This is a genomic window from Nocardia sp. NPDC057440, from assembly GCF_042802915.1.
GTDB lineage: Bacteria > Actinomycetota > Actinomycetes > Mycobacteriales > Mycobacteriaceae > Nocardia.
In genome coordinates this window covers 118827-137391 of the sequence record NZ_JBHVDF010000003.1, presented here as the reverse complement: position 1 = coordinate 137391, position 18565 = coordinate 118827, and the positions used below count along the sequence as shown (strand labels likewise).

14 protein-coding genes are annotated in these 18565 nt (G+C 68.6%); 3 read left to right on the top strand and 11 right to left on the bottom strand.

What is annotated here, in order from left to right:
- Nucleotides 1–141: 141 nt before the first annotated feature.
- The 3 genes from ACFU4Z_RS07220 to ACFU4Z_RS07210 all read right to left on the bottom strand — a co-directional run bounded on the left by ACFU4Z_RS07220 (nucleotide 142) and on the right by ACFU4Z_RS07210 (nucleotide 3758).
- A complete protein-coding gene (locus ACFU4Z_RS07220; RefSeq protein WP_379060498.1) occupies nucleotides 142–993 on the bottom strand; it encodes an alpha/beta fold hydrolase in 852 nt (283 codons plus the stop codon).
- On the bottom strand, nucleotides 993–2159 hold the full coding sequence (gene hsaA / locus ACFU4Z_RS07215) for a 3-hydroxy-9,10-secoandrosta-1,3,5(10)-triene-9,17-dione monooxygenase oxygenase subunit (protein WP_379060497.1): 1167 nt from the start codon (nucleotides 2157–2159) through the stop codon (nucleotides 993–995). Before hsaA ends, ACFU4Z_RS07220 begins: the two co-directional genes overlap by 1 nt.
- Before the next feature lie 117 nt (nucleotides 2160–2276).
- Nucleotides 2277–3758: an FAD-dependent oxidoreductase gene (locus ACFU4Z_RS07210; RefSeq protein ID WP_379060496.1), complete on the bottom strand. Its 1482-nt coding sequence runs from the start codon at nucleotides 3756–3758 to the stop codon at nucleotides 2277–2279.
- Nucleotides 3759–3926: 168 nt separating this feature from the next.
- On the opposite strand from ACFU4Z_RS07210, the gene ACFU4Z_RS07205 reads away from it, so the two are divergent.
- The gene (locus ACFU4Z_RS07205; protein ID WP_379060495.1) at nucleotides 3927–6377 is read left to right on the top strand and encodes a PEP-utilizing enzyme; all 2451 of its coding nucleotides are present in this window, start codon (nucleotides 3927–3929) and stop codon (nucleotides 6375–6377) included.
- A gap of 52 nt (nucleotides 6378–6429) precedes the next feature.
- On the top strand, nucleotides 6430–7353 hold the full coding sequence (locus ACFU4Z_RS07200; RefSeq protein WP_379060494.1) for a tyrosine-protein phosphatase: 924 nt from the start codon (nucleotides 6430–6432) through the stop codon (nucleotides 7351–7353).
- A gap of 179 nt (nucleotides 7354–7532) precedes the next feature.
- On the opposite strand, the gene xylB is transcribed toward ACFU4Z_RS07200, so the two are convergent.
- On the bottom strand, nucleotides 7533–8945 hold the full coding sequence (gene xylB, locus ACFU4Z_RS07195; protein WP_379060493.1) for a xylulokinase: 1413 nt from the start codon (nucleotides 8943–8945) through the stop codon (nucleotides 7533–7535).
- Between the two features lie 105 nt (nucleotides 8946–9050).
- On the opposite strand from xylB, the gene ACFU4Z_RS07190 reads away from it, so the two are divergent.
- The gene (locus ACFU4Z_RS07190; RefSeq protein ID WP_379060492.1) at nucleotides 9051–9548 is read left to right on the top strand and encodes a hypothetical protein; all 498 of its coding nucleotides are present in this window, start codon (nucleotides 9051–9053) and stop codon (nucleotides 9546–9548) included.
- Nucleotides 9549–9615: 67 nt separating this feature from the next.
- Here the strand turns inward: ACFU4Z_RS07190 and ACFU4Z_RS07185 are convergent, their stop codons facing one another.
- From ACFU4Z_RS07185 to ACFU4Z_RS07155, 7 genes are all read right to left on the bottom strand, one after another.
- A complete protein-coding gene (locus tag ACFU4Z_RS07185; RefSeq protein ID WP_379060491.1) occupies nucleotides 9616–10638 on the bottom strand; it encodes a glycoside hydrolase family 172 protein in 1023 nt (340 codons plus the stop codon).
- On the bottom strand, nucleotides 10635–11078 hold the full coding sequence (locus tag ACFU4Z_RS07180; RefSeq protein WP_379060490.1) for a thioredoxin family protein: 444 nt from the start codon (nucleotides 11076–11078) through the stop codon (nucleotides 10635–10637). The genes ACFU4Z_RS07185 and ACFU4Z_RS07180 overlap by 4 nt, the downstream gene beginning before the upstream one ends.
- A gap of 9 nt (nucleotides 11079–11087) precedes the next feature.
- Nucleotides 11088–12611 carry an FGGY-family carbohydrate kinase gene (locus ACFU4Z_RS07175; protein ID WP_379060489.1) on the bottom strand — a complete coding sequence of 508 codons (1524 nt, stop codon included), beginning with the start codon at nucleotides 12609–12611 and terminating at the stop codon, nucleotides 11088–11090.
- Nucleotides 12612–12656: 45 nt separating this feature from the next.
- Nucleotides 12657–14069: an L-fucose/L-arabinose isomerase family protein gene (locus ACFU4Z_RS07170; RefSeq protein ID WP_379060488.1), complete on the bottom strand. Its 1413-nt coding sequence runs from the start codon at nucleotides 14067–14069 to the stop codon at nucleotides 12657–12659.
- An 84-nt stretch (nucleotides 14070–14153) separates the two neighbouring features.
- Entirely contained in the window at nucleotides 14154–15032 is an 879-nt protein-coding gene (locus ACFU4Z_RS07165; RefSeq protein WP_379060487.1) for a glycosyl hydrolase family 32, read from the bottom strand.
- 179 nt (nucleotides 15033–15211) lie between these two features.
- On the bottom strand, nucleotides 15212–15979 hold the full coding sequence (locus ACFU4Z_RS07160) for a tyrosine-protein phosphatase (protein WP_379060486.1): 768 nt from the start codon (nucleotides 15977–15979) through the stop codon (nucleotides 15212–15214).
- Between the two features lie 106 nt (nucleotides 15980–16085).
- A complete protein-coding gene (locus ACFU4Z_RS07155) occupies nucleotides 16086–18263 on the bottom strand; it encodes a pyruvate, phosphate dikinase (RefSeq protein ID WP_379060485.1) in 2178 nt (725 codons plus the stop codon).
- Between the last annotated feature and the right edge of the window lie 302 nt (nucleotides 18264–18565).

The following is an 18565-nucleotide window of genomic DNA, read 5'->3' as shown; positions in this document are numbered from 1 at the left end:
CCCGTCCCGCTACCGGGGCCCTTTCAACCCCCCCCCCCCCGCCACGGCCGGGAAAAACACCCCCCTGGCGGGGGGGGGGGTGGGTGTTCACCTCGGCGCCGCGGCATCGCTACGGCGGCTGTCGTCGCTGGTGAGGGCTGCCTACAGCCCCGCATTCAGGAAGTCGACGACCGCGCGCTCGAACGCGTTCTTCCGCTCGATCTGGACCCAGTGCCCACACCGGCCGAACAGCCGCAGGTCGGCGTTGGGCAGCTGCCGGGACGGCAGCAGTGCACCCTCGACCGGGGTGACGCGGTCGTCGCGGCCCCACAGCATCAGCACCTCGTGCCGCAGGTTCCGCAGCCGCGCCCACAGCGGCAGCGCTTCGGCGAACGCGGGGTTGGCGAAGGTGATGTAGGCGTCTCTGATGGCCGCGATCGCGGCGGGAGCCGATGCCGCGGCGAGCCGGTCGTCGACGAGTTCGTCGGTGAGTACCGCCTCGTCGAACACCATGGTGCGCAGCCAGCTCAGCACCCGTTCGCGGGTGGGATCCGCGGTGAAGTCCAGCAGTCGCCGAATCCCCTCGGACGGCTCGGGGCCGAGCACATTGACCCCGACGCCGCCGGGGGCCATGAGGACCAGGCGCTCGATGCGATCGGGATGCTCGAGGGCGATCAGGGTGGCCACCGCACCGCCCATGGAATTGCCGAGCAGATGCACCCGAGGCAACTCCAGCTGATCCAGCAGGCCGATCACCGCATCGGCGGAAATGCGCAGATAGTTGCGGTCGTACACCTCCGGTCGCTCGCTGGCGCCGAAGCCGGGCTGATCCAGGATCAGGCACCGGAAGTGCTCGGCGAGGACGGGCAGATTGCCGCCGAAGTTCGCCCACCCGGACACGCCGGGTCCGGAGCCGTGCAACAGCAGCAGCGGCGGACCCGAACCGGCCTCGTGGTAGCGGAGTTTCAGCCCGTCGACGGTGATGTGGCGACTGGTAGCTTCGGCGCTGAGCATCACACCATCCGATCTTCGACCGGCAGCCCGAACTCGCCGCGGCCGAACATCGCCAAAGCGCGCTCCACGTCGTTGATCACGTGCACGCTGCCCGCGTGGGCGTCGCGCCAATGCCGTTCGATCGTATTGGGTTTGCGAATCGAATGGCCGCCGGAATTGTCGAACAGCAGCTCGATCGCCGCGATCGCGCGTTCGGTCCCGCGGACCTGGTCACGACGGGTGCGCAGGCGCACCTCGTGCGGAATCTCCTCGCCCGCTTCGGCATAGCGCAATTGCTCGGAGATATTGCGCTCCATCTGCAGGATCGCGGCGTCGATCTCGGAGCCGGCGCGGGCGACCCGCACCTGCGCGAAACCGTCTTCGGCGACCTTCTGCCCGCCGTAGGACAGCCGCACCCGCTCCCGCATCATCTCGATATGCGCCTGGTAGGCGCCCTGTGCGGCGCCGATGATCGGCGCGGTGATGGTGTTGGAGAACACCCCGGCGAACGGAATCTTGTACAGCGCGGCAGGATTGGCGTCTTGACCGGGTCCGCGCAGCTGGGACTGCTCGGTGGCGCTGTAAGCGCGGTGGTGCGGCACGAACGCCTTCTCGATCACGATATCGTTGCTGCCGGTGCCGGACAGACCGACCACATGCCACACATCGTCGATCTGGTAGTCCGCGCGCGGCACCAGAATCGTCAAATAGTCACGGGGATTGCCGTTCTCGTCCGGTGCGAGCGCGCCGAGGAAGGCCCATTGCGCGTGGTCGCATCCGGAGGAGAAGCTCCACCGGCCGCTGACCTCGTAACCGCCCTCGACGGGAGTGAGCCGCCCGGTCGGGGCGTAGGACGACGAGATCAAGGTGTCGGAATCGGCGCCCCACACCTCTTCCTGCGCCTGCAACGGGAAAAGTGCGAGCTGCCACGGATGCACGCCGAGCACCGAGGAGACCCACCCTGTGGACGGGCACGCGGAGGCGATCGCGCGAATGACCTCGTAGAACGCGACGGGGGAGACTTCGTCGCCGCCGAACCGCGACGGCTGCAACATCCGGAACACCCCGGCCTCGGTCAGCTCACTGATGCTCGCCACGGGAACGCGCCGCTGCGCGTCGGTGTCCGCGGCTCGCTCCCGGATCGCCGGAAGCAGATCCCGGACCCGATCGAGCACCTTATTGGTCATGACGGGTGTCCTCCTGTGGTTCTGGGCTGCGGCGCGAAAAGCGCCATGCTCTGACGCTATGTGCGTCTGGGGCGGTGCAACGGCGACAGTCCCGGTGATCGGAACCGTGTCGGCCGGTCAGAGGTTCGCGGCGGCGGCCGTTCCGGCTTTGCGCCCGAAGAAGGTGCCGTCGCCGAGGGAGGTGCCGCTGATGTAGCCCTCGCCGTGCAGGCCGGAGCTCGCGCGGCCCGCGGCGAACAGGCCGGGGATGGGTGCGCCGTCGAGATCGAGCACCTGGCCGTCGATGGTGGTGTGCAGCCCGCCGAGGGTGAACACGGAGGCGCCCGTGCCGCGGCGGTTGCCGGATTCCGACGGCGGGCGGACGCCGGCTTTGACATTGATCGCGGCCAGCGGCGGGGTGAGTGGACGCAGCCAGCGTTCGGACTTGTGGAAATCGGGATCTGCGCCGCGTGCGGCGAAGTCGTTGTATCGCTGGATCTGGGCGGCCAGCGCGCCTGGTGCCAGGTCGAGCAGTTCGTCCAGCTCGGCCGCCGATTCGGCGACATGTGTCGGACGAACGCCCCAGCGTTCCCGCTCCGGCACCTCGTCGTAGCCCTGCTCGTCGAGCACCACCCACACATTCATGTCCTGCCGGAACAGCGCCGCCTGGCCGATGCGACCGGGATAGGTGTCTTCGTTGATGAACCGGCTGCCGTGCTCGTTGACGATCATGCCGCGCGCGGCGAAGGCGGGAACGAGCGAGATGCCGACCTGCCCGGCCGCCATGTGCCGGACCGCAGCGCCCGCGGCCTGCGCCAGCCGGATGCCGCTGCCGTCGTCGGTGCCCGCGCTGACCTTGGTGTGCCCGAGCAGTCGCGGCGCGTTGGCGGCGAGCATGCCGTCGTTATCGACGAAACCACCGGTGGTCAGCACACATCCGCGCCGCGCCCGGATGGTGAGGTCTTTGCCGTAGCGGCGCGCGACCGCACCGACGACGCCGCCGTCCGCGCCGACAATCAGATTGGTCACGTAGGTGTCGTATTGTGCTGTCGCGCCTGCGGATTCGGCCGCGTCGACCAGGGTGTCCATCAGCAGCCTGCCGCCGAAATCGTTGGCCGTCGGCCGGTGGCCGCGCGGCGCCGGGGTGGCGATCTCGGTGAACGGCCAACTGTTCTCGCCGAGCCACATCAGTCCGTCGTCGGTGGGCGGCACCCACGCGGGCGAATCCCACAGACTCGGCTTGAACGGCACCCCACGATCGACCAGCCAATGGAAATGCGCCACGCTGTGCTCGCTGTAGTGCGCGATCTTCTGCTCGTCCGCGCCCGGTCCGAGCGCGGCAAGCAGGAATGCGGCCATCTGCTCGGGGCTGTCGTCGAATCCGCAGGCCTGCTGGATCGGCGTGCCGCCGCCGAGGTAGATCTCACCGCCGGACATGGCCGACGCTCCGCCCGCACCGCCCGCCCGGTCGAGCACGAGCACATCGGCACCGGTATGCGCTGCCTCGAACGCGGCTGCCGCGCCGGCACAGCCGTAGCCGACGACCAGCACGTCGGTCTCGATGTCGTAGTGGCTCACCTCGGCGGCGGCGCGCGGCGCCACCGAATTCCGGACCGTCATGGGCCCGACATTTCCGTCCGCAGGGTGGGCGGGGGTATCGGCCATCTCGGTAGCCGACCCGGTCCTCCCGGTCAGTGGGACTGAATCCGGTCGTCCGACGGCGCACTGGTGATGGTGTGTGAACGGCGTCACGTTATGTGTCCCGACGCCGACGAGGAGAGGATATCGATGCGGGTCCTGGTCACCGGAATCACCGAGCCGAGCGGCCGCGCGGTGGCGCGCATGCTGTTGGCCGCCGGGCACGAAGTGGTCGGCCTGGACCGCCGGTGGCATCGCCACGTCGATCCCCGGGTGCGGTTCATCGCGGGCGATCCTGTCGATGCCGGAGTCTGCGCCCGCGCCGCCGAGGGATGTGCCTGCATTGTGCATCTGGCCGACTCCGGGGTGGTCGAGATCGCCGCCGCGGCGCGCAAAGCTGAAGCGCGCGTGGTGATTCCGGTTGTCGCGGGTGCGCGTTCGGCGCGGATGCCGGAGCACGAGGTGGCGACGATCCTGCGGACATCGGGTGCCGACGGGCTGCTGGTGCGCACCGCTCCGGTCGCCGGTCGCCGGATCGGCCACGAGACCCGACGGGCGCTCGAACCGATTCTCGGCGCTCGATCGGACGATGGATTCCAAGTGCTGCACAGCGATGACCTGGATCGATTCCTGGTCATCGCCGCCACCACCCTGCCGAATCGCGAGCGGGTCGAGGGTCTGCAGATCGTCGAGCTCGCCGCCTCCGGTGTCGTCACGAAGGACGAGGTGCGCGCCATGATGCGCGCCGCGGGCGTGCGCTACTCCGCGTGGGTGCCGGGCTGGTCGGCCCGTCGGCAGCTACTCGATCCGACTGTGGCACAGCAACAGTGGGGATTCCGCTGCGGCTGGACGGCTCGCGAGGTCATGGCCGACCTGGTGCGCGGAATGGTCGGCCGCAAACCCGATGGCGGTGGATTCCGCACCCGGCGCGGGGCGATTCCCCTACCGTCACACGTCATTCCGTCGCGTGCCGCGACGTCGGACAACCATCGGCTGGCGAATGTCGCACCCGAGGGTCTCGAAGGCGAGTTCGACGATCGGGTCGACGAGCGCTACCCGGTGCACACCGCGACCAACACCTCCGAAGCGCTGCCCGGCCCGATGACCCCGTTGACGATCGACCTGCACGCAGGCGCGATCCGCCTCGCCAACGAGGCCATGGGCACCATGATCGCCCTCGACGGAATCGCGTTGGAGCACTGGACGAGTCGCGTCACTACCGTGCTCGGTCATCATGTCTATATCAATGCCTCGATCGGCGTGCTCGCCGCCGAGAACATGCCGGGCTGGGACGAAGAGAGCATCCGCCGCGACGCCTACGGCAATATTCCCGCCGAGATCGCCCTGCAGCCGCACGGCAAGCCGCCGATGCCCACCGGCTTCGCGAGCACCGTCGCGACCTTGCGGGCGACCTCCCGCGTCCTGACCACCGCGACCCGCTTCCGCAAGTCGGCGGAACTGATCAATGCGGCCTCGCACGCGGAGGCGTTGAGCGCCGACGAGATTCGCGAACTGACCGACGAGCAGCTGCACGTGCGGGCTTTGCTGTGGCGTGATCGGCTCCACCAAGCCTGGCAGGCCGCCTCGATCGGGGTGATGATGACCGGCGCCGCGACCGCCGTGCACGCCAGAGGCAAGGACGCGGGCGAGGTGCCCATCGATCTGAACCGCCTGGAGTCGGCCAAGCCCATGCTCGCGGTCGAACGGCTCGCTCAGCTGTGCCGTGACGATGTCGACCTCCGCGAGGCGGCCCGAGCCGGGGACATTGCGGCGGCACGGGCGAATTCGCCTGCTTTCGCCGCCGCTCTCGATGCGGAACTCGCGAAGATCGGGCACCGCGGTCCCGGTGAATGCGAGCTGATCAACCCGACCTTCGGTGACCGGCCTGCCCTGCTGGTGAGTGCGGCAGCCCGCGCGGCGCAATTACCCGCGCCCACACGCGAACCCGTCGATGCCGCGCCGAGTCGCACCGCCAAGATGGCGGCGGGAGCCACCGTCGCGCGGGAACGCGCCCGCGACGGCGTCGTGCGAATCACCCACTGCTTGCGCCTCGCGGTGCGCGAACGCGCGGACCGCCTTGTCCGCGCCGGGCGACTGCGCGAGACCGACGACGCCTGCTACCTGACGCTGGACGAAATCTTCTGCCCCCCGGTTGATGTCGCCGAGAAGGTCGCGCGCAGACGCGCCGAGCGCATCAGACTGCAGGGTCTGCGCATGCCGGATGTCATTGCCGGACACTGGGAACCGGCCGCGGACGCCGGTGCACTCGGCGCCGACGAGAGCCTGACCGGTATCGGGGTCTGCGCGGGTGTGGTGGAGGGCCGGGTGAAACTGGTGCTGTCGCTGGACGACGACATCGAACCCGGCGACATCCTGGTGGCCTCGGTGACCGACACCGGGCATACCGCGATGTTCGCCTACGCCGCCGCGGTGATCACCGATATCGGCGGCTCGGCCTCGCATGCCGCGATCGTGGCCCGCGAATTCGGCATCCCGTGCGTGGTGGACACCAAGACCGCCACCACCAGCCTGTCCGACGGCCAGCTTGTTCGTGTCGACGGCGCCGCAGGCACCGTGACGCTGCTCGCGGCCGCGCAGTAGAGCTTGGGCCGGAACCATTCTCTCCGGCTCATTGTGGAAAGGAACACCCCTCGTGACACTCTCGCGCGCCTTACGCGGTGCCCTGGTGGCAACCGCCGCCACGTTGGTCGGCATTTTCCCGGCCACCGCGGTCCCGGTGCTGTCGGCTCCGGCCGCAGCGGCCCCGATGCTGCAGTCGCCCGGCAAGCACGACCGCTCGCTCGGCCTCCCGCACGCGCCCAATGCCAGGGACATCGGCGGCTACCCGGCCAAGGGCGGCGGCAAGCTGCGCTCCGGTGTCGTCTTCCGTACCGATGCATTGGCCAAACTCGACGACGGCGAGCAGCAGAAGCTGGCGTCGCTGAAGATCGGTCAGGTGATCGACTTCCGCAGCCCCATCGAGGCCGGCCGCGATCCCGACCGGCTGCCCGCGTCGATTCGCCGCACCGAGCAGCCCGTCTACGATCCGGCCAACGACTTCTTCGTGATGGTGTCGCGGCTGATCCAGGCCGGACCGGCCGCCCAGCAGGAAGCGCTCGGTGACGGCAAGGGCGCCGAAATCATGCGGACCTATTACCGCTGGTTTGTCACGAACCCGACCGCGCGGGCCCAGTTCGCCGCGGCTTTCAAGGACATCGCCACCGCGCAGGGCGGGGTGCTCTATCACTGCACCGCGGGCAAGGATCGCACCGGCTGGATGACCGCGATCCTGATGAGCGCGCTCGATGTCCCGAAGGGACAGATCTACAACGACTTCCTGGAGTCCAACGACAATCTGGCCGCGGGGAACAAGGCGCTGCTCGATGCGCTGGTCGCACAGGGGCTGGTCACCGATCGCTCGCTGTGGGAGCCCATTATCGGCGTGCAGCGCGACTTCCTGGACGCGGCGTTCGATGAGGTGCGTCAGTCCTACGGCTCGTTCGAGAGGTTCCTCGGCGACGGACTCGGTGTCGACGAGGCAACGGTAGCGGCTCTGAAGGCCAAGCTGTTGAGCTAGCCGCGCTGGGTGGCTGTTCGGCACAGGCACTGGAGTCTCAGCCGTTGAAGCAGGAGATGCCGGTGTCGGGCCACCTGGTCCGGCACCGGCATCTCGTGTGCTACCGATCCTCGGTAAATCGCTGTGCGGTCTCGCCACGCAGGCTATCGGTGTGGACGACTCGTCTTCCGCTGAATAGCTCACTGGCCGTATACGGCTTCTCGAGCTCGCTGATATTCCGTACGGATAAGCGCCCCCGCTGTGCCGTTGTCGTCGGGTGCGGCAATCTCGGCAATCGTGCGCGCCGGCCAGCACGGGACCTGCGACGTGCCGCTGAGCGCCCATGCCGCCTGACGGGCCGCGCCGAGTGCGACGTACTCGGTGGGTTCGGGAACCGTGACCGCGACGCCGAAGATCTGGGCGGCGATGTCGGCGACGAGGGGGGAACGCGCGGCCCCGCCGATGAGCAGGACGCGCCGGATCGGGACACCGGAGGCGCGTAGGTGGTCGAGCGCCTCGGCCATATTGCAGAGCATCCCCTCGAAGGCCGCGCGGGCGATCGTGCTCGGTCGCATGGCGTGCGGTCGGAGTCCGTGCAGGCTGCCTGCGGCGTGCGGGAGGTTCGGTGTGCGTTCGCCGGACAGGTAGGGCAGCAGCACAACGCCCTCGGCTCCCTGCGGCGCCTGTCGCGCAAGTCGTTCCAGTTCGGGGAGGTCGACACCGAGCATTTCGGCGGTGGACCGGAGGACCAGGGCGGCGTTGAGCGTGCACACCAGCGGGAGGAAAGCTCCGGTGGCGTCGGCGAATCCGGCGACCGCACCGGTGGCATCGGCACTGGGACGGGCTGATCGGGTGTAGACGGTGCCGCTGGTGCCGAGGGAGATGACGATGTCGCCGTCCTCGATACCCAATCCGAGTGCCGCGCCCGCATTGTCGCCGGTGCCCGCTGCGATCAGCGCACCGGCGGGCGTGCGCCCGACGGCCTCGGCAGGCCCTGCGACACGCGGAAGCTCCGGTGTCCGGCCTCGGAAGGCGAGGGCGAGCAGGTCTTTGCGATAGTGCTGTGCCGCAGGCGACCAGTAGCCTGTGCCGGAGGCGTCTCCTCGATCGGTGGTCGGCTCGTTCCCCGGCGCGGCCGCCGCGCCGCGTAGCCGCCAGGTCAGATAGTCGTGCGGAAGCATGATCCGGTGCGTCCGGTCGGCCAGATCCGGCTCGTGATCGGCCATCCAGCGCAGCTTCGCGACCGTGAACGCGGCGAGCGGCACACTACCGACGGCGTCGGCCCATGCCTGCGGGCCGCCGAGTTCGGCGACCAGGTCCTCGGCCGCGCCCGCGGAGCGGACATCGTTCCACAGCAGCGCATCCCGCACCGGCAGCCCATCGGAATCCAGCGCGACGAGACCGTGTTGTTGACCGGCGACGGCAATGGCGTCGACGTCATCGATGAGGCCGTCTCCGGCCGCGCACAGTGCCTGCCACCAGGATTCGGCAGGCGCTTGCGTGCCCGCCGGGTGCGGTGCGTGCGCTTGCGCCAGTATCTCGCCGGTGTCCGCGTCGCAGACAACGACCTTGCATGATTGGGTGGAGCTGTCCACCCCCGCGACCTTGGCCATCCCGAATACTCTGCCCCTGATGAGCCGTCACTCGGTGGATTTCGGGCATTCGGTTTCCGCGTCCGGTCGGGCTGCCGATCTCGGGCATGAGGCAGACTGTCGTGAGTGAGCGACGACCCGGACACACACGCCGACGTGCACGTCCGCACCGGCGACGGGACCACGGTGCCGCAGCTGACGGCCCCACTGCTCGACGACCTGCTCAGCGCCCCGCCCGATCCGGAATGCCCCTTCATCGTCGTCAGCCGCGGCGAGAACGACTACATCCAGACGCGGCTGCTGCCCGACGGCGTCTACGAGCTCGAACACCGTTCGGGCGCGCCGGAAGAGCTCTGGCAGCTGTACACCCCCGATGCTGCCCTCGTTCGCGACATCATGTGGGCCTGGATCGACGGCAACCCCTGGTGGCGCGACGGCGTCGCGTGGTTCCCGGTCGACCCCGCGATCGCGGAACTGGAGACCACCCGGCGCGAGCTGGAGGGTCTGCTCGACGGCTTCGGTGTCCTCGACGACATCCAATCCAGCATGGATCAGGCGCTCGCGCGAGCAGACGAGCTGCTGGCGATGGACATCCCCGATCTGTCGATCGACGACGTCGACTAGCAACCGCGCCGGAGACGCCGCTCGAACGCACCGACCCTCAGGTCGAGGTCTCGACCGCTTCGATGCGTCAAGTGGTTCGAGGGCTCTGATACCACAGGGCGGTGCTGGCGATGCGCGCGTTCGTCAGCGGGAGATAGGTATTGTCGTCGCGCCAGCCGAGTGCCTGCAGCGTGACGCGTAGGTCGTGGTGGAAGCAGATCGGGTCGCGCACGTGCCAGCGGTACATGCCGAATTGCTGTTCTGGTTGGTAGATCTCGTCCGCAGGCAGGACTTGGTGCAGTCCGAGGTAGGGCGTGGAGTAGGTGCGGTAGCCGCCGTCGAGATCGAAATTCCAGGCGCCGCCGAAGTAGTCCTCGGTGCCGGTGCCGCAGAGGGTCGGGTGGGTGGTGTCACCGTCGAGGTAGAACTTGAGTTCGCCTTCACCCCACCAGCCGGGTGCGCCGGGCTGGATGGCGAGGTAGGTGCCGACGTAGCGGCCGGGGCCCGGCACGGTGTCGAGGATCGGGTGGACGGCCGGGTCGCCGAGCGGATTGCTGTGCCGCCATTGGGCATTCAGATAGCCCGCGGAGTGCGGGATGTCTTCCTCGGTATAGGTGGCCTGGTAGTACAACGGCACCGCGCGATCGCTGACGTTGTGCAGCGTGATGCGAGCGCTCTCGCGAAAGGGCATGGGCCAGAAGCTGTTCAGTCCGCCCGCCGGCGCGACGACCACCATCTCCGAACTCACCAGTGCCAGCTCGTCCCAGCCGTTACAGAAGAAGTCGCCCAGCGGCAGTTCGATCGCGGGCTCCGGTGCGTTGTCCCAGTACATGCGCAAGATCAGTTGCCCAAGCACGGTGCGCGCGGTGGTCAGCCACAGATGCCGAAACACACCGGGGCCGGAAACCTCGGCGAGCGTGGCGGTTTCGTCCACCGCGAGCTCGATCGACGGTGAGATCTTCCAGCCGGGGCCGAGCAGCCGGGCCGCGGCGGCTCCGGTGCCCTCGACCGCGCGGGCGCCCGCCCCTGGCGCTCCGGTCGGATTCTCCGCGCTGATCGAGCGGGTGCGTGCGGCATCGAGCCGCCAGAGCTCGGAGCCCGGCGCGGTCACAGACCCGGCCAGCCGTATCGGGCGGGCCCGGCCGCGTGTCCTGCCATTCGCTCGGCGGCGGCAGCGGGACTCGCCGCGTGGGCGGCGGCTCGGAACTGATCCATGTCCAGCCATCGGATCTGTTGCACCACCTCCTCGAGCACGTCCGCGGTCAGGAAACCGGCCTGCGAGAACACCAGCAGCCCTTCGCGGAATCCCATCAGAGTCGGGAAGCGGTCGACGTTCGCCAACGCGGTCAGCGCTTGCTCGGACTCGGTGTCGACCTTGCCGTGCGCGATTTCGGGATGCCGGTCGGAGGAAGCCTCGTAGACCGGCGCGAATTGGCGGCACGGTCCGCACCAGCCCGCCCACCAGTCGACAAGCACAATGGGGTGGCCTGCGACGGTGCTCTGGAAATTGTGTTGGGTCAGCGTCAGTGTCGGCATGGTGTCCTCGCACATGCGGTGGTTCTACGAGTGGCGGACGGCACGGTGTTGTTCGTCCGCGAGGAAGTGCGCGATGCCCACGGTGGATTCATACATCTCGCGGTAGCGCCGATAGTAGGACGTGTAGGTCGCGTGACGGTCCGGATCGGGCTCGACCGCGCCGATCACGGGATTCCACTGGGAGGTGTCGATGCCCGACGCCTCCGCCGCGAGCAGCGCGTCGCCGAGCGCGGCGCCGACGGTATCGGCCGGGAGTTGTTGTGGCAGACCGGTCACATCCGCGACGATCTGCGTCCAGAGCCCGCCCTTGGTGCCGCCCCCGACGGCGACCAAGCGCCGCGCCTGCCCGCCCGCCTCGACCATCGCCTCCAGGTTGTGCCGCACGCCGTAGGCGATGCCTTCCAAGGCCGCCCGGTACAGCTCGGCGCGGCCGTGCCCGAGGGTGAGGCCGGCGATGACGCCCCTGGCGTCCGGATCGAACAACGGCGTGCGTTCACCCGCGAAATAGGGCAGCACGAGCAGGCCGCGACTGCCCGCGGGCACCTCGGCGGCCGCGGCGACCAAGTCGGCGAAATCACCGCCGAGCAGTCGGCGCAGCCAGTCGGTCACCGCACCGGAGGTCGCCATTCCGGCGGCGAGAGTGTAGGTGCCAGGCCAGGTTCCGCAGGTGCCCCACAGACCTGGGTGCGGGTGCGGGTCGGTGAGCACCTGGACCAGGAACATGGTGGTGCCGTACATGATCATGGCATCGCCCGGTGCCCGGACGCCGACGCTGGCGGCTTCGGCCCAGGCGTCGATGGTGCCGGTGGTGACGGGTAGACCTGCGGGCAGGCCGGTGGCGGCTGCCGCGGCGGTGGAGACCCGGCCGACGATCTCGGTGGGCCAAGCGAGTTCGGGGAGCGTCAGGCCCGGTGCGACCACCTCGGCCCAATCGGCCGCCCACTCGCGTTTGCCCAGGTCGTACATCGGAACGCATTGGCTGGCGGATTGGTGATCGAGCACATATCGGCCGGTAAGCCGATGCACGAGAAAAGAACTCGCCATGAGCAGCATGCCGGTGCGGCTCGCGATGTCGGGTTCGTGCCTGGCCAGCCAGCGCAGCTTCGGGCCGACGGCTTGACTCGTCAGCGGTGCGCCCGCCCGCTCCAGTACCGCCTGCGCACCGAATTCAGTGTTCAGCTCGGCGATTTCGGCGGTTGCCCTGGTGTCGACGCCATACAGAATGGCCGGTCGCAGTGGACGTCCGTCGGCATCGGCCGGCAGCAGGCACGGCCCGATCCCGCTGACTGCCAGCGCATCGAGAAGGTGCACGCCGGTCCGGCTGCCCGGGGGACCGTCGCTGCCGAAGACGCGATGGGCGATGTCCATCAACTCGTGGGTGATGGCGACGAAGTCGGCCCACCACACGGCCTCGGCATCGTGCTCGAACCAACCCGGGCGCGGCGACGAAACATCGTGTGCTCGTTCGGCTCTGGCTATCACCGTGCCGTCACGTTGCACCAGCACCCCTTTGGAGCTGGAGGTCCCGATATCGATCCCCAGATACATGCGCTACCGCCTCTCGCGGGGGAGAACCTGTGGGGCCACGGCTGCTCAGCGGGTGAACTCGTCGAGCGTGATATCGAGCAGGGTGCACGCGGCGCGGACCGTGGCGCGGTGATCGCCGGGAATGGCATGAATGTGGTTGGCGCCGAAACGGGAAAGGAAATCCTCGGCCTTCGCGTCCAAGCGGGCGAACGCATGTGGCCATTCCCAGGTGGACTGCTTCATGAGGGCCTCGTTGGTGGCGTCGTCGTAGTTCTCGAACTCGCCGAGCATCAACTGCATTCGATAGTCGCCGTTGTCGCGCGTGAGGCGGGCGAGGGTCATTCGACCGGGCGCGGCGAGGTGGTGCACCGAAGCGCCGCCCGCTGGGAAGAAGAACACCTCGGGGTACAGGTGCACTTTGGCCAGGTTCTCGGCCGGGTCGTCGCTGCGGGCGGCGAACCAGGTGGCGTGCTGGCCGGAGTTGCACAGATCCCAGATATCGCGGTCGGCGTGGTAGTGCCGCACATCGGCGAAAAGTACCGGACTCGCGGCTATCTGCTTGAGCAATTGCATGGTCAGCGCGCCGTCCATATCGGCCTCTGTCGCGCAGACATGTGGCTGTTTGGGTCCGTTCCAGTCATAGGGGTCGTTGAGGAATGCCTCGGTGATGTCCATGGTGGCGAAATATTGGGTGAGTTCCGGTTGTCCCTTGATCCCCGAAAAATCCAGCCGCCATTCGTCGATCAGCTCACGCACGGCGAGATACGAGCGGATCTGGCGCTCGAGCAGTTCCGGCGTCAGCTTCACTCCGTCGTAGTGCACGCCTGCGGTGTTGCGCTCCAGCCATTCCCGCGCTGCCTTCGCCTCACCCGCGTCGGCGAGTTCCGCGCGTCGCACGATCTCCCACTGATCGATCTCCTCGACGTCGATGCCGAACAGTCGCTGCCACTGATCGGTATTGGCCACCGCGGTGTTCATCCCCATCGGCCGCCCGCCGAAGCGACCGAAAGTCGCCCCGCGCAGACTGGACACCGCGGCCGCCGCGGTGGCCTGCACGCCGATCGCCTCGATCAGCGTCGGGTCGGTCGGATCACCCCACAGTCGGGTGTGTGCGCGACCGATCTGATCCAAGGCCCCGCCCGCGGCCAGCATGCCGACCATCCCCGGTTGAACCGGGTCGATATTGGACAACAGCAGCAGCGGGCCCGAGGTGGCGCCCGCGGCGAGCATGGTGAAATGCGGGAACGCCCAGACCGCGTAGTGCAGCACCGTCAGGTCCACCCCGGCGGAGGCCACCTCACGCGCCACCGACCCGGCGAGCGCATTGGTGCTGATCGTTTCGGAACCCCGGATGACCTCGTGCCCGGCCGTCGTGAGCCCGGAGACGAGCCGGTCCTCGGCCGCCGCGATGAACTCGGCGATGCCCCCGTGCACATAAGGCCGACCGTCGGAAATGCTGATTACCCCGATACGCGCCATTCAGATCGCCTCCATATCCGCAGGCCCGCCCAGATCGGATTATCCATGCCGGCGGGTCGCGAGGTGGGCATCTCGCCCTCGTCGTTATCTCGGCACGTCGCTGATCGCGCGCGGGCTCGGGAAGGTGACCGGTGCGAGGTGCACACCACCCTGTGCCCACCCGGCGCTGGTGATCCACCAGCGGCCGTCGTCGGCGACGAGCTCGGCGGCGTGGGCCGCGACGTGACCGACCTTGTCGCCGACACGGAAGCGGAAGGGATTGTCGCTGCGGAACACGTCGGTGCCGACATACCGCGGGCGCGGGCCGATGAACAGGTACCACGAACCCCCGTGCGGCACCACGAACGGAGATTCGGTGTTGCCCGCCTCGGTGCCGCTGGTGGGGTCGGTGTAGGCGATGTGGCGCGCGCTCCAGTGCAGCAGGTCGCCGCTGGTGCGGTAGGCGACCACGTGATGGCCGCCCGTGGGTGTGCTCGTCGCGCAGTAGTACATGATCCACTTCTCGCCGACCCGGAGCACCATCGGATCGCGGGCGTCGTAGCCGTCGCGGAAGAGCGGACCGCCCGGGTTGCGGGTCCAGTGGAACAGATCGGTCGAGGTGGCCAGATTCATCGCGGCCGCGGTGCGGTCGTCGCCGCCACCGGCATAGAACATGAAATACCTGCCGCTTACCGCGACGACATACGGCGCCCACAGATGCGTCTCGCCGTACTTCGGATCGACGGTCAGCACGGGTCGGTGTCTGGTCCACGGCCCGTGCAGCGTGGGCGCGGTGGCGTGCGCGAACTCGACTTCGTGCCAGGGATCCGCGGGTTCCGGATGGGTGATGCCGAACAGGTGCCAGCGCCCCGCGTCGTCACGAACCACGGTGTGGTCGTTGATGTACCACGCTTGCGGCTGTCCGGCGCTGGGGTCGTACACCCTCGCGAACACGCCCGCCTTCACCACTTCGCGTGTCGTCATAGACATCATGATGCCGTCGAACGGTCCCGGCGCGGCCCGGTCGGGAAATTTGCGGCCCGCGAGTCAGGATTGTCGTGGCTGCTGCTCGTCTTGCTGCCTGCGCCGCAGCCACGCCTGGCTGAAACTCGAGCCGGTGAAATGCGTGCCGTACAGGCCGAGGCCGACCACGCCGGCGGTCATCACGGTGACTCGACGAGCACCGCCCGCAACCGGGCCAGTTCCGCTTCGGTGAAACCGTTGGCGTGCAGCCACCCCGCGGCGCTGCCGTGGGTGGCGTGCAGGTCCTGCAGGAATCGGAGGATCACCTGCGGGTCGACGGCGAGGATGCCGGTGCGCACCGGGGGCAGGCCATGATAGGAGGGCAGGGTGTCGAGACGTTCGCGAATGCGCTCGAGGCGTTCGCCGGTGAGCGCATAGTCGGCGGCGATGGCCTCGGCGGGGACGCCCACCGCGTCGAGCAGGACAGCGGCGAGCACGCCGGTGCGGTCTTTGCCTGCGGCGCAATGGAAGACGATGGAATGCTGGTCGGCGTCGGCGATCAGCCGAGCGGCCGCGACGACGGATTCGATACTGCCCGCGAGGAGTTCGCGATAGAGTGCGACTAGGTCGTACTCGCGACCGTCCGGGACGAGATCGGTCGGGGTGGCGCTGGTCTGGGTCTGCTTACGCACCGGGAGATTGACCAGGCGCACCGCAGCGCCCGCGAGCAGGCCGTACCCTTCCCGTTCGATCTCGTCGGGTAGTCGTAGGTCGATCAGCGTGCGTAGCCCGACCGGACCGATCAATCTGCCGAGGTCGTCCTCGGTGAGATGCTGTGGCGTGCTGGAGCGGAATACGACGCCGAACCTGGTGGTGCCACCGCCGGCCACCGGGAGCCCGCCGAGATCGCGGACATTATCGATCTCGGCGAATTCGACCCATCGCCGTTGTGCGCTGTTGGTATACATCGAATCCTCGCTAGTGCGCTCGGCCCGCGTCGGGCTGGTTGATTCGGCCCGCGTCGGGCTGGTTGATTCGGCCCGCGTCGGGCTGGTTGATTCGCCCCCGCGTCGGCTAATGGGCTCGGCCCGCCGCGGCCTCGTCGGCACGGCTGAGTCCGCACAGGCCGATCAGGTCTTCGTGCAGCTCGAACCACACGGTGTGGTAGCTGTCCATGATCGGCCTCGCGACCCACGCGTGGTCGCCGCCGTTGATCCGCTCGACCGCCAGCTCGAGGCGATCGACATAGTGCTCGAGGCGGGGCGCGGTGGCCCCGATCCGTCCGACCAGGGGAGCGACGCGTCGGTGCATGGTGACGAGCCGATCCAATACCGCTGCGTCATAAGCAGTGTCGGAATGATCGTTCACCGTGCTCGTGTCCTTCATCTGCCAGGCGGTGATGACTTCTTTCAGCTCGGCATTGAACTCGCAGAATTCGTCATAGGCCGCGGCGATGACATTCTGGTCCACATCGGCACGTTCCTGTTCGAGAAGCCGGGTGAGATGGTCGCGACCTTCGGGGGTCAGGCGCGCGCCGACGGGTGTGCTCGCGCACAGTCCTCGTGCCACGAAATCCGCACTGCGCGACGCGGCTTCGGACTCGATGAGGCGGAGGCTGGACGCGATGGCCTCGGGCTTCACCCGGCCTTTGATTCCGATCAGGCGCAGCACGCCGAGTTCCGAGACGTGCCTGGTGTCAACGGAATGCGTTGTCACCGTGTTCGTTTCATCGGCACTCAACGTTTCGCCGGACAGGAATGCGGGTAGCTGATCCGGTTCGACACCGGCCCATTCGGCAAGGCGCGCAACATCCGCGTATACCGATTCGTCGACCGGCTTGCCGGTGACCTGCCCCGGCCATACGGTTCCGGCCCCTCCGTCGACAGTGACGACGCGTCCGACGAGCGCATCGACAACGCCTGGGCCGCAACCGACTACGCACGGACGGCCGAGTTCCCTGCTGACCAGGGCGGCATGGGAGGTGGCGCCGCCGAGTTCGGTGACGATGGCCAGCGCGGCGATCATGCCGTGCAGGTCGTCCGGGCTGGTGGTGGGGCGGACGAGAATGACGTGCTCGCCCGCGGCGGACCGCGCCTCGGCGTCGTCGGGATCGGTCACCACGACACCGGATGCGAGTCCAGGACAGGCGGACTCGCCGGTGGCCAGTGGCCGCAGCCCGGCATTGTCGCTGGATGCGGGGCGCAGAACGGTGCGCAACTGCTCGGCGGTGACTCGCCGCAATGACTCGGCGGGGTCGATCAGCCCCTCGTCGGCCATGACGACCGCGGCGCGAACCGCCGCGCGCGCGGAGCGTTTCGCGGGCCGCGACTGCAGCAGCCAGAGCCTGCCGGATTCGACGGTGAACTCGATGTCCTGGATATCGCGACCGTCGCGCTCCAGTAGTTCGGCTGCCGCGATGAGCTGAGCGTGCACCTCGGGCAGCGTGCTCGCCAGCTCGGCGAGCGGTCGCGGGGTGGTACGGCCCGAGACGACGTCTTCGCCCTGCCCGCCGATCAGCCACTCGCCGAAGACCGGTCGCTCGCCGGTGTTCGGGTTTCGGCTGAACAGCACGCCGGTACCGGAGAGTGCATCGAGATTGCCGAACACCATGGCCTGCACGGTGACCGCGGTCCCGAGCTCGTCGGATACGCCGCGGGTGCGCCGATAGGTCTTGGCGCGCGCGGAATCCCAGGAACGGAATACCGCGGTGATCGCGCCGCGCAGCTGCTCCCACGGGTCCTGCGGTACCACGCCGTTCGGGTCACCGAGCACGATCTCGCGGTACTGGGCGAGGAAGCGGCGGTGCGTGTCGCTCGCGTACCCGGGGTTTCGCGTCTCCGCGGTCAGCGCGTGCTCGACCTCGGCGTTCATGCCGAGATTGAGCACCGTGTCCATCATTCCCGGCATGCTCACCGCGGCGCCGGAGCGCACCGACACCAACAGCGGGCGTTCGGTGGAGCCGAACTCTCGACCCGTGCCGCGTTCCAGTGCCGCGATTCCGGCGCGCACGCCCGCCCACAACTGGGCGTCGAGCACGCCACTCACCGAGAATTCGGCCCACGCATCGGTGGTGAGCGCGAAGGCGGGCGGCACCGGAAGCTCCAGCGCCCGCATGTGATTCACGCTCCACGCCTTCCCGCCGATCCGCTCCCGCGACAAGGTGCAGGCGCCGTCGAGTTCGGCGACCGATGGCGCGATGCTCGCCAAAGCGGCGAGTTCCGGTCGCTCCACAGGCTCCACTCCGGTCGTCATGTCACCACTCCTTCGGATCAGCACGTTCTCGGCAGCCACCGCACGTTCGGCAGGCGGCTGAGGGCAGCTATCGGTCCGCCGGGCACAATCCCGGCCGCCGATCGCCCTGCGAATGGCGCGGCTCCCTGCGGTGCGCGACACAATCGCGGGGCGGCGCGAATTCAGCCTGCCCGCTCGGGCGCCGTCGGCGTACCGAACGTCCCGGTGAGCAAGACGTGGGGGGGGGGGTGTGGTGGGGGGGGTGTGGTGTGGGGTGGAGGGGGGGTGGGGGGAGGGGGGGGGTGGGGGGTGGTGGGGGGGGT

Coding starts and splice junctions, on each gene's coding strand:
- ACFU4Z_RS07165 (WP_379060487.1), bottom strand. CDS start 15,032: ATGACGACACGCGAAGTGGTGAAGGCGGGCGTGTTCGCGAGGGTGTAC.
- ACFU4Z_RS07170 (WP_379060488.1), bottom strand. CDS start 14,069: ATGGCGCGTATCGGGGTAATCAGCATTTCCGACGGTCGGCCTTATGTG.
- ACFU4Z_RS07180 (WP_379060490.1), bottom strand. CDS start 11,078: ATGTGCGAGGACACCATGCCGACACTGACGCTGACCCAACACAATTTC.
- ACFU4Z_RS07220 (WP_379060498.1), bottom strand. CDS start 993: ATGCTCAGCGCCGAAGCTACCAGTCGCCACATCACCGTCGACGGGCTG.
- ACFU4Z_RS07155 (WP_379060485.1), bottom strand. CDS start 18,263: ATGACGACCGGAGTGGAGCCTGTGGAGCGACCGGAACTCGCCGCTTTG.
- ACFU4Z_RS07210 (WP_379060496.1), bottom strand. CDS start 3,758: ATGACGGTCCGGAATTCGGTGGCGCCGCGCGCCGCCGCCGAGGTGAGC.
- hsaA (WP_379060497.1), bottom strand. CDS start 2,159: ATGACCAATAAGGTGCTCGATCGGGTCCGGGATCTGCTTCCGGCGATC.
- ACFU4Z_RS07160 (WP_379060486.1), bottom strand. CDS start 15,979: ATGTATACCAACAGCGCACAACGGCGATGGGTCGAATTCGCCGAGATC.
- ACFU4Z_RS07205 (WP_379060495.1), top strand. CDS start 3,927: ATGCGGGTCCTGGTCACCGGAATCACCGAGCCGAGCGGCCGCGCGGTG.
- ACFU4Z_RS07175 (WP_379060489.1), bottom strand. CDS start 12,611: ATGTATCTGGGGATCGATATCGGGACCTCCAGCTCCAAAGGGGTGCTG.
- xylB (WP_379060493.1), bottom strand. CDS start 8,945: ATGGCCAAGGTCGCGGGGGTGGACAGCTCCACCCAATCATGCAAGGTC.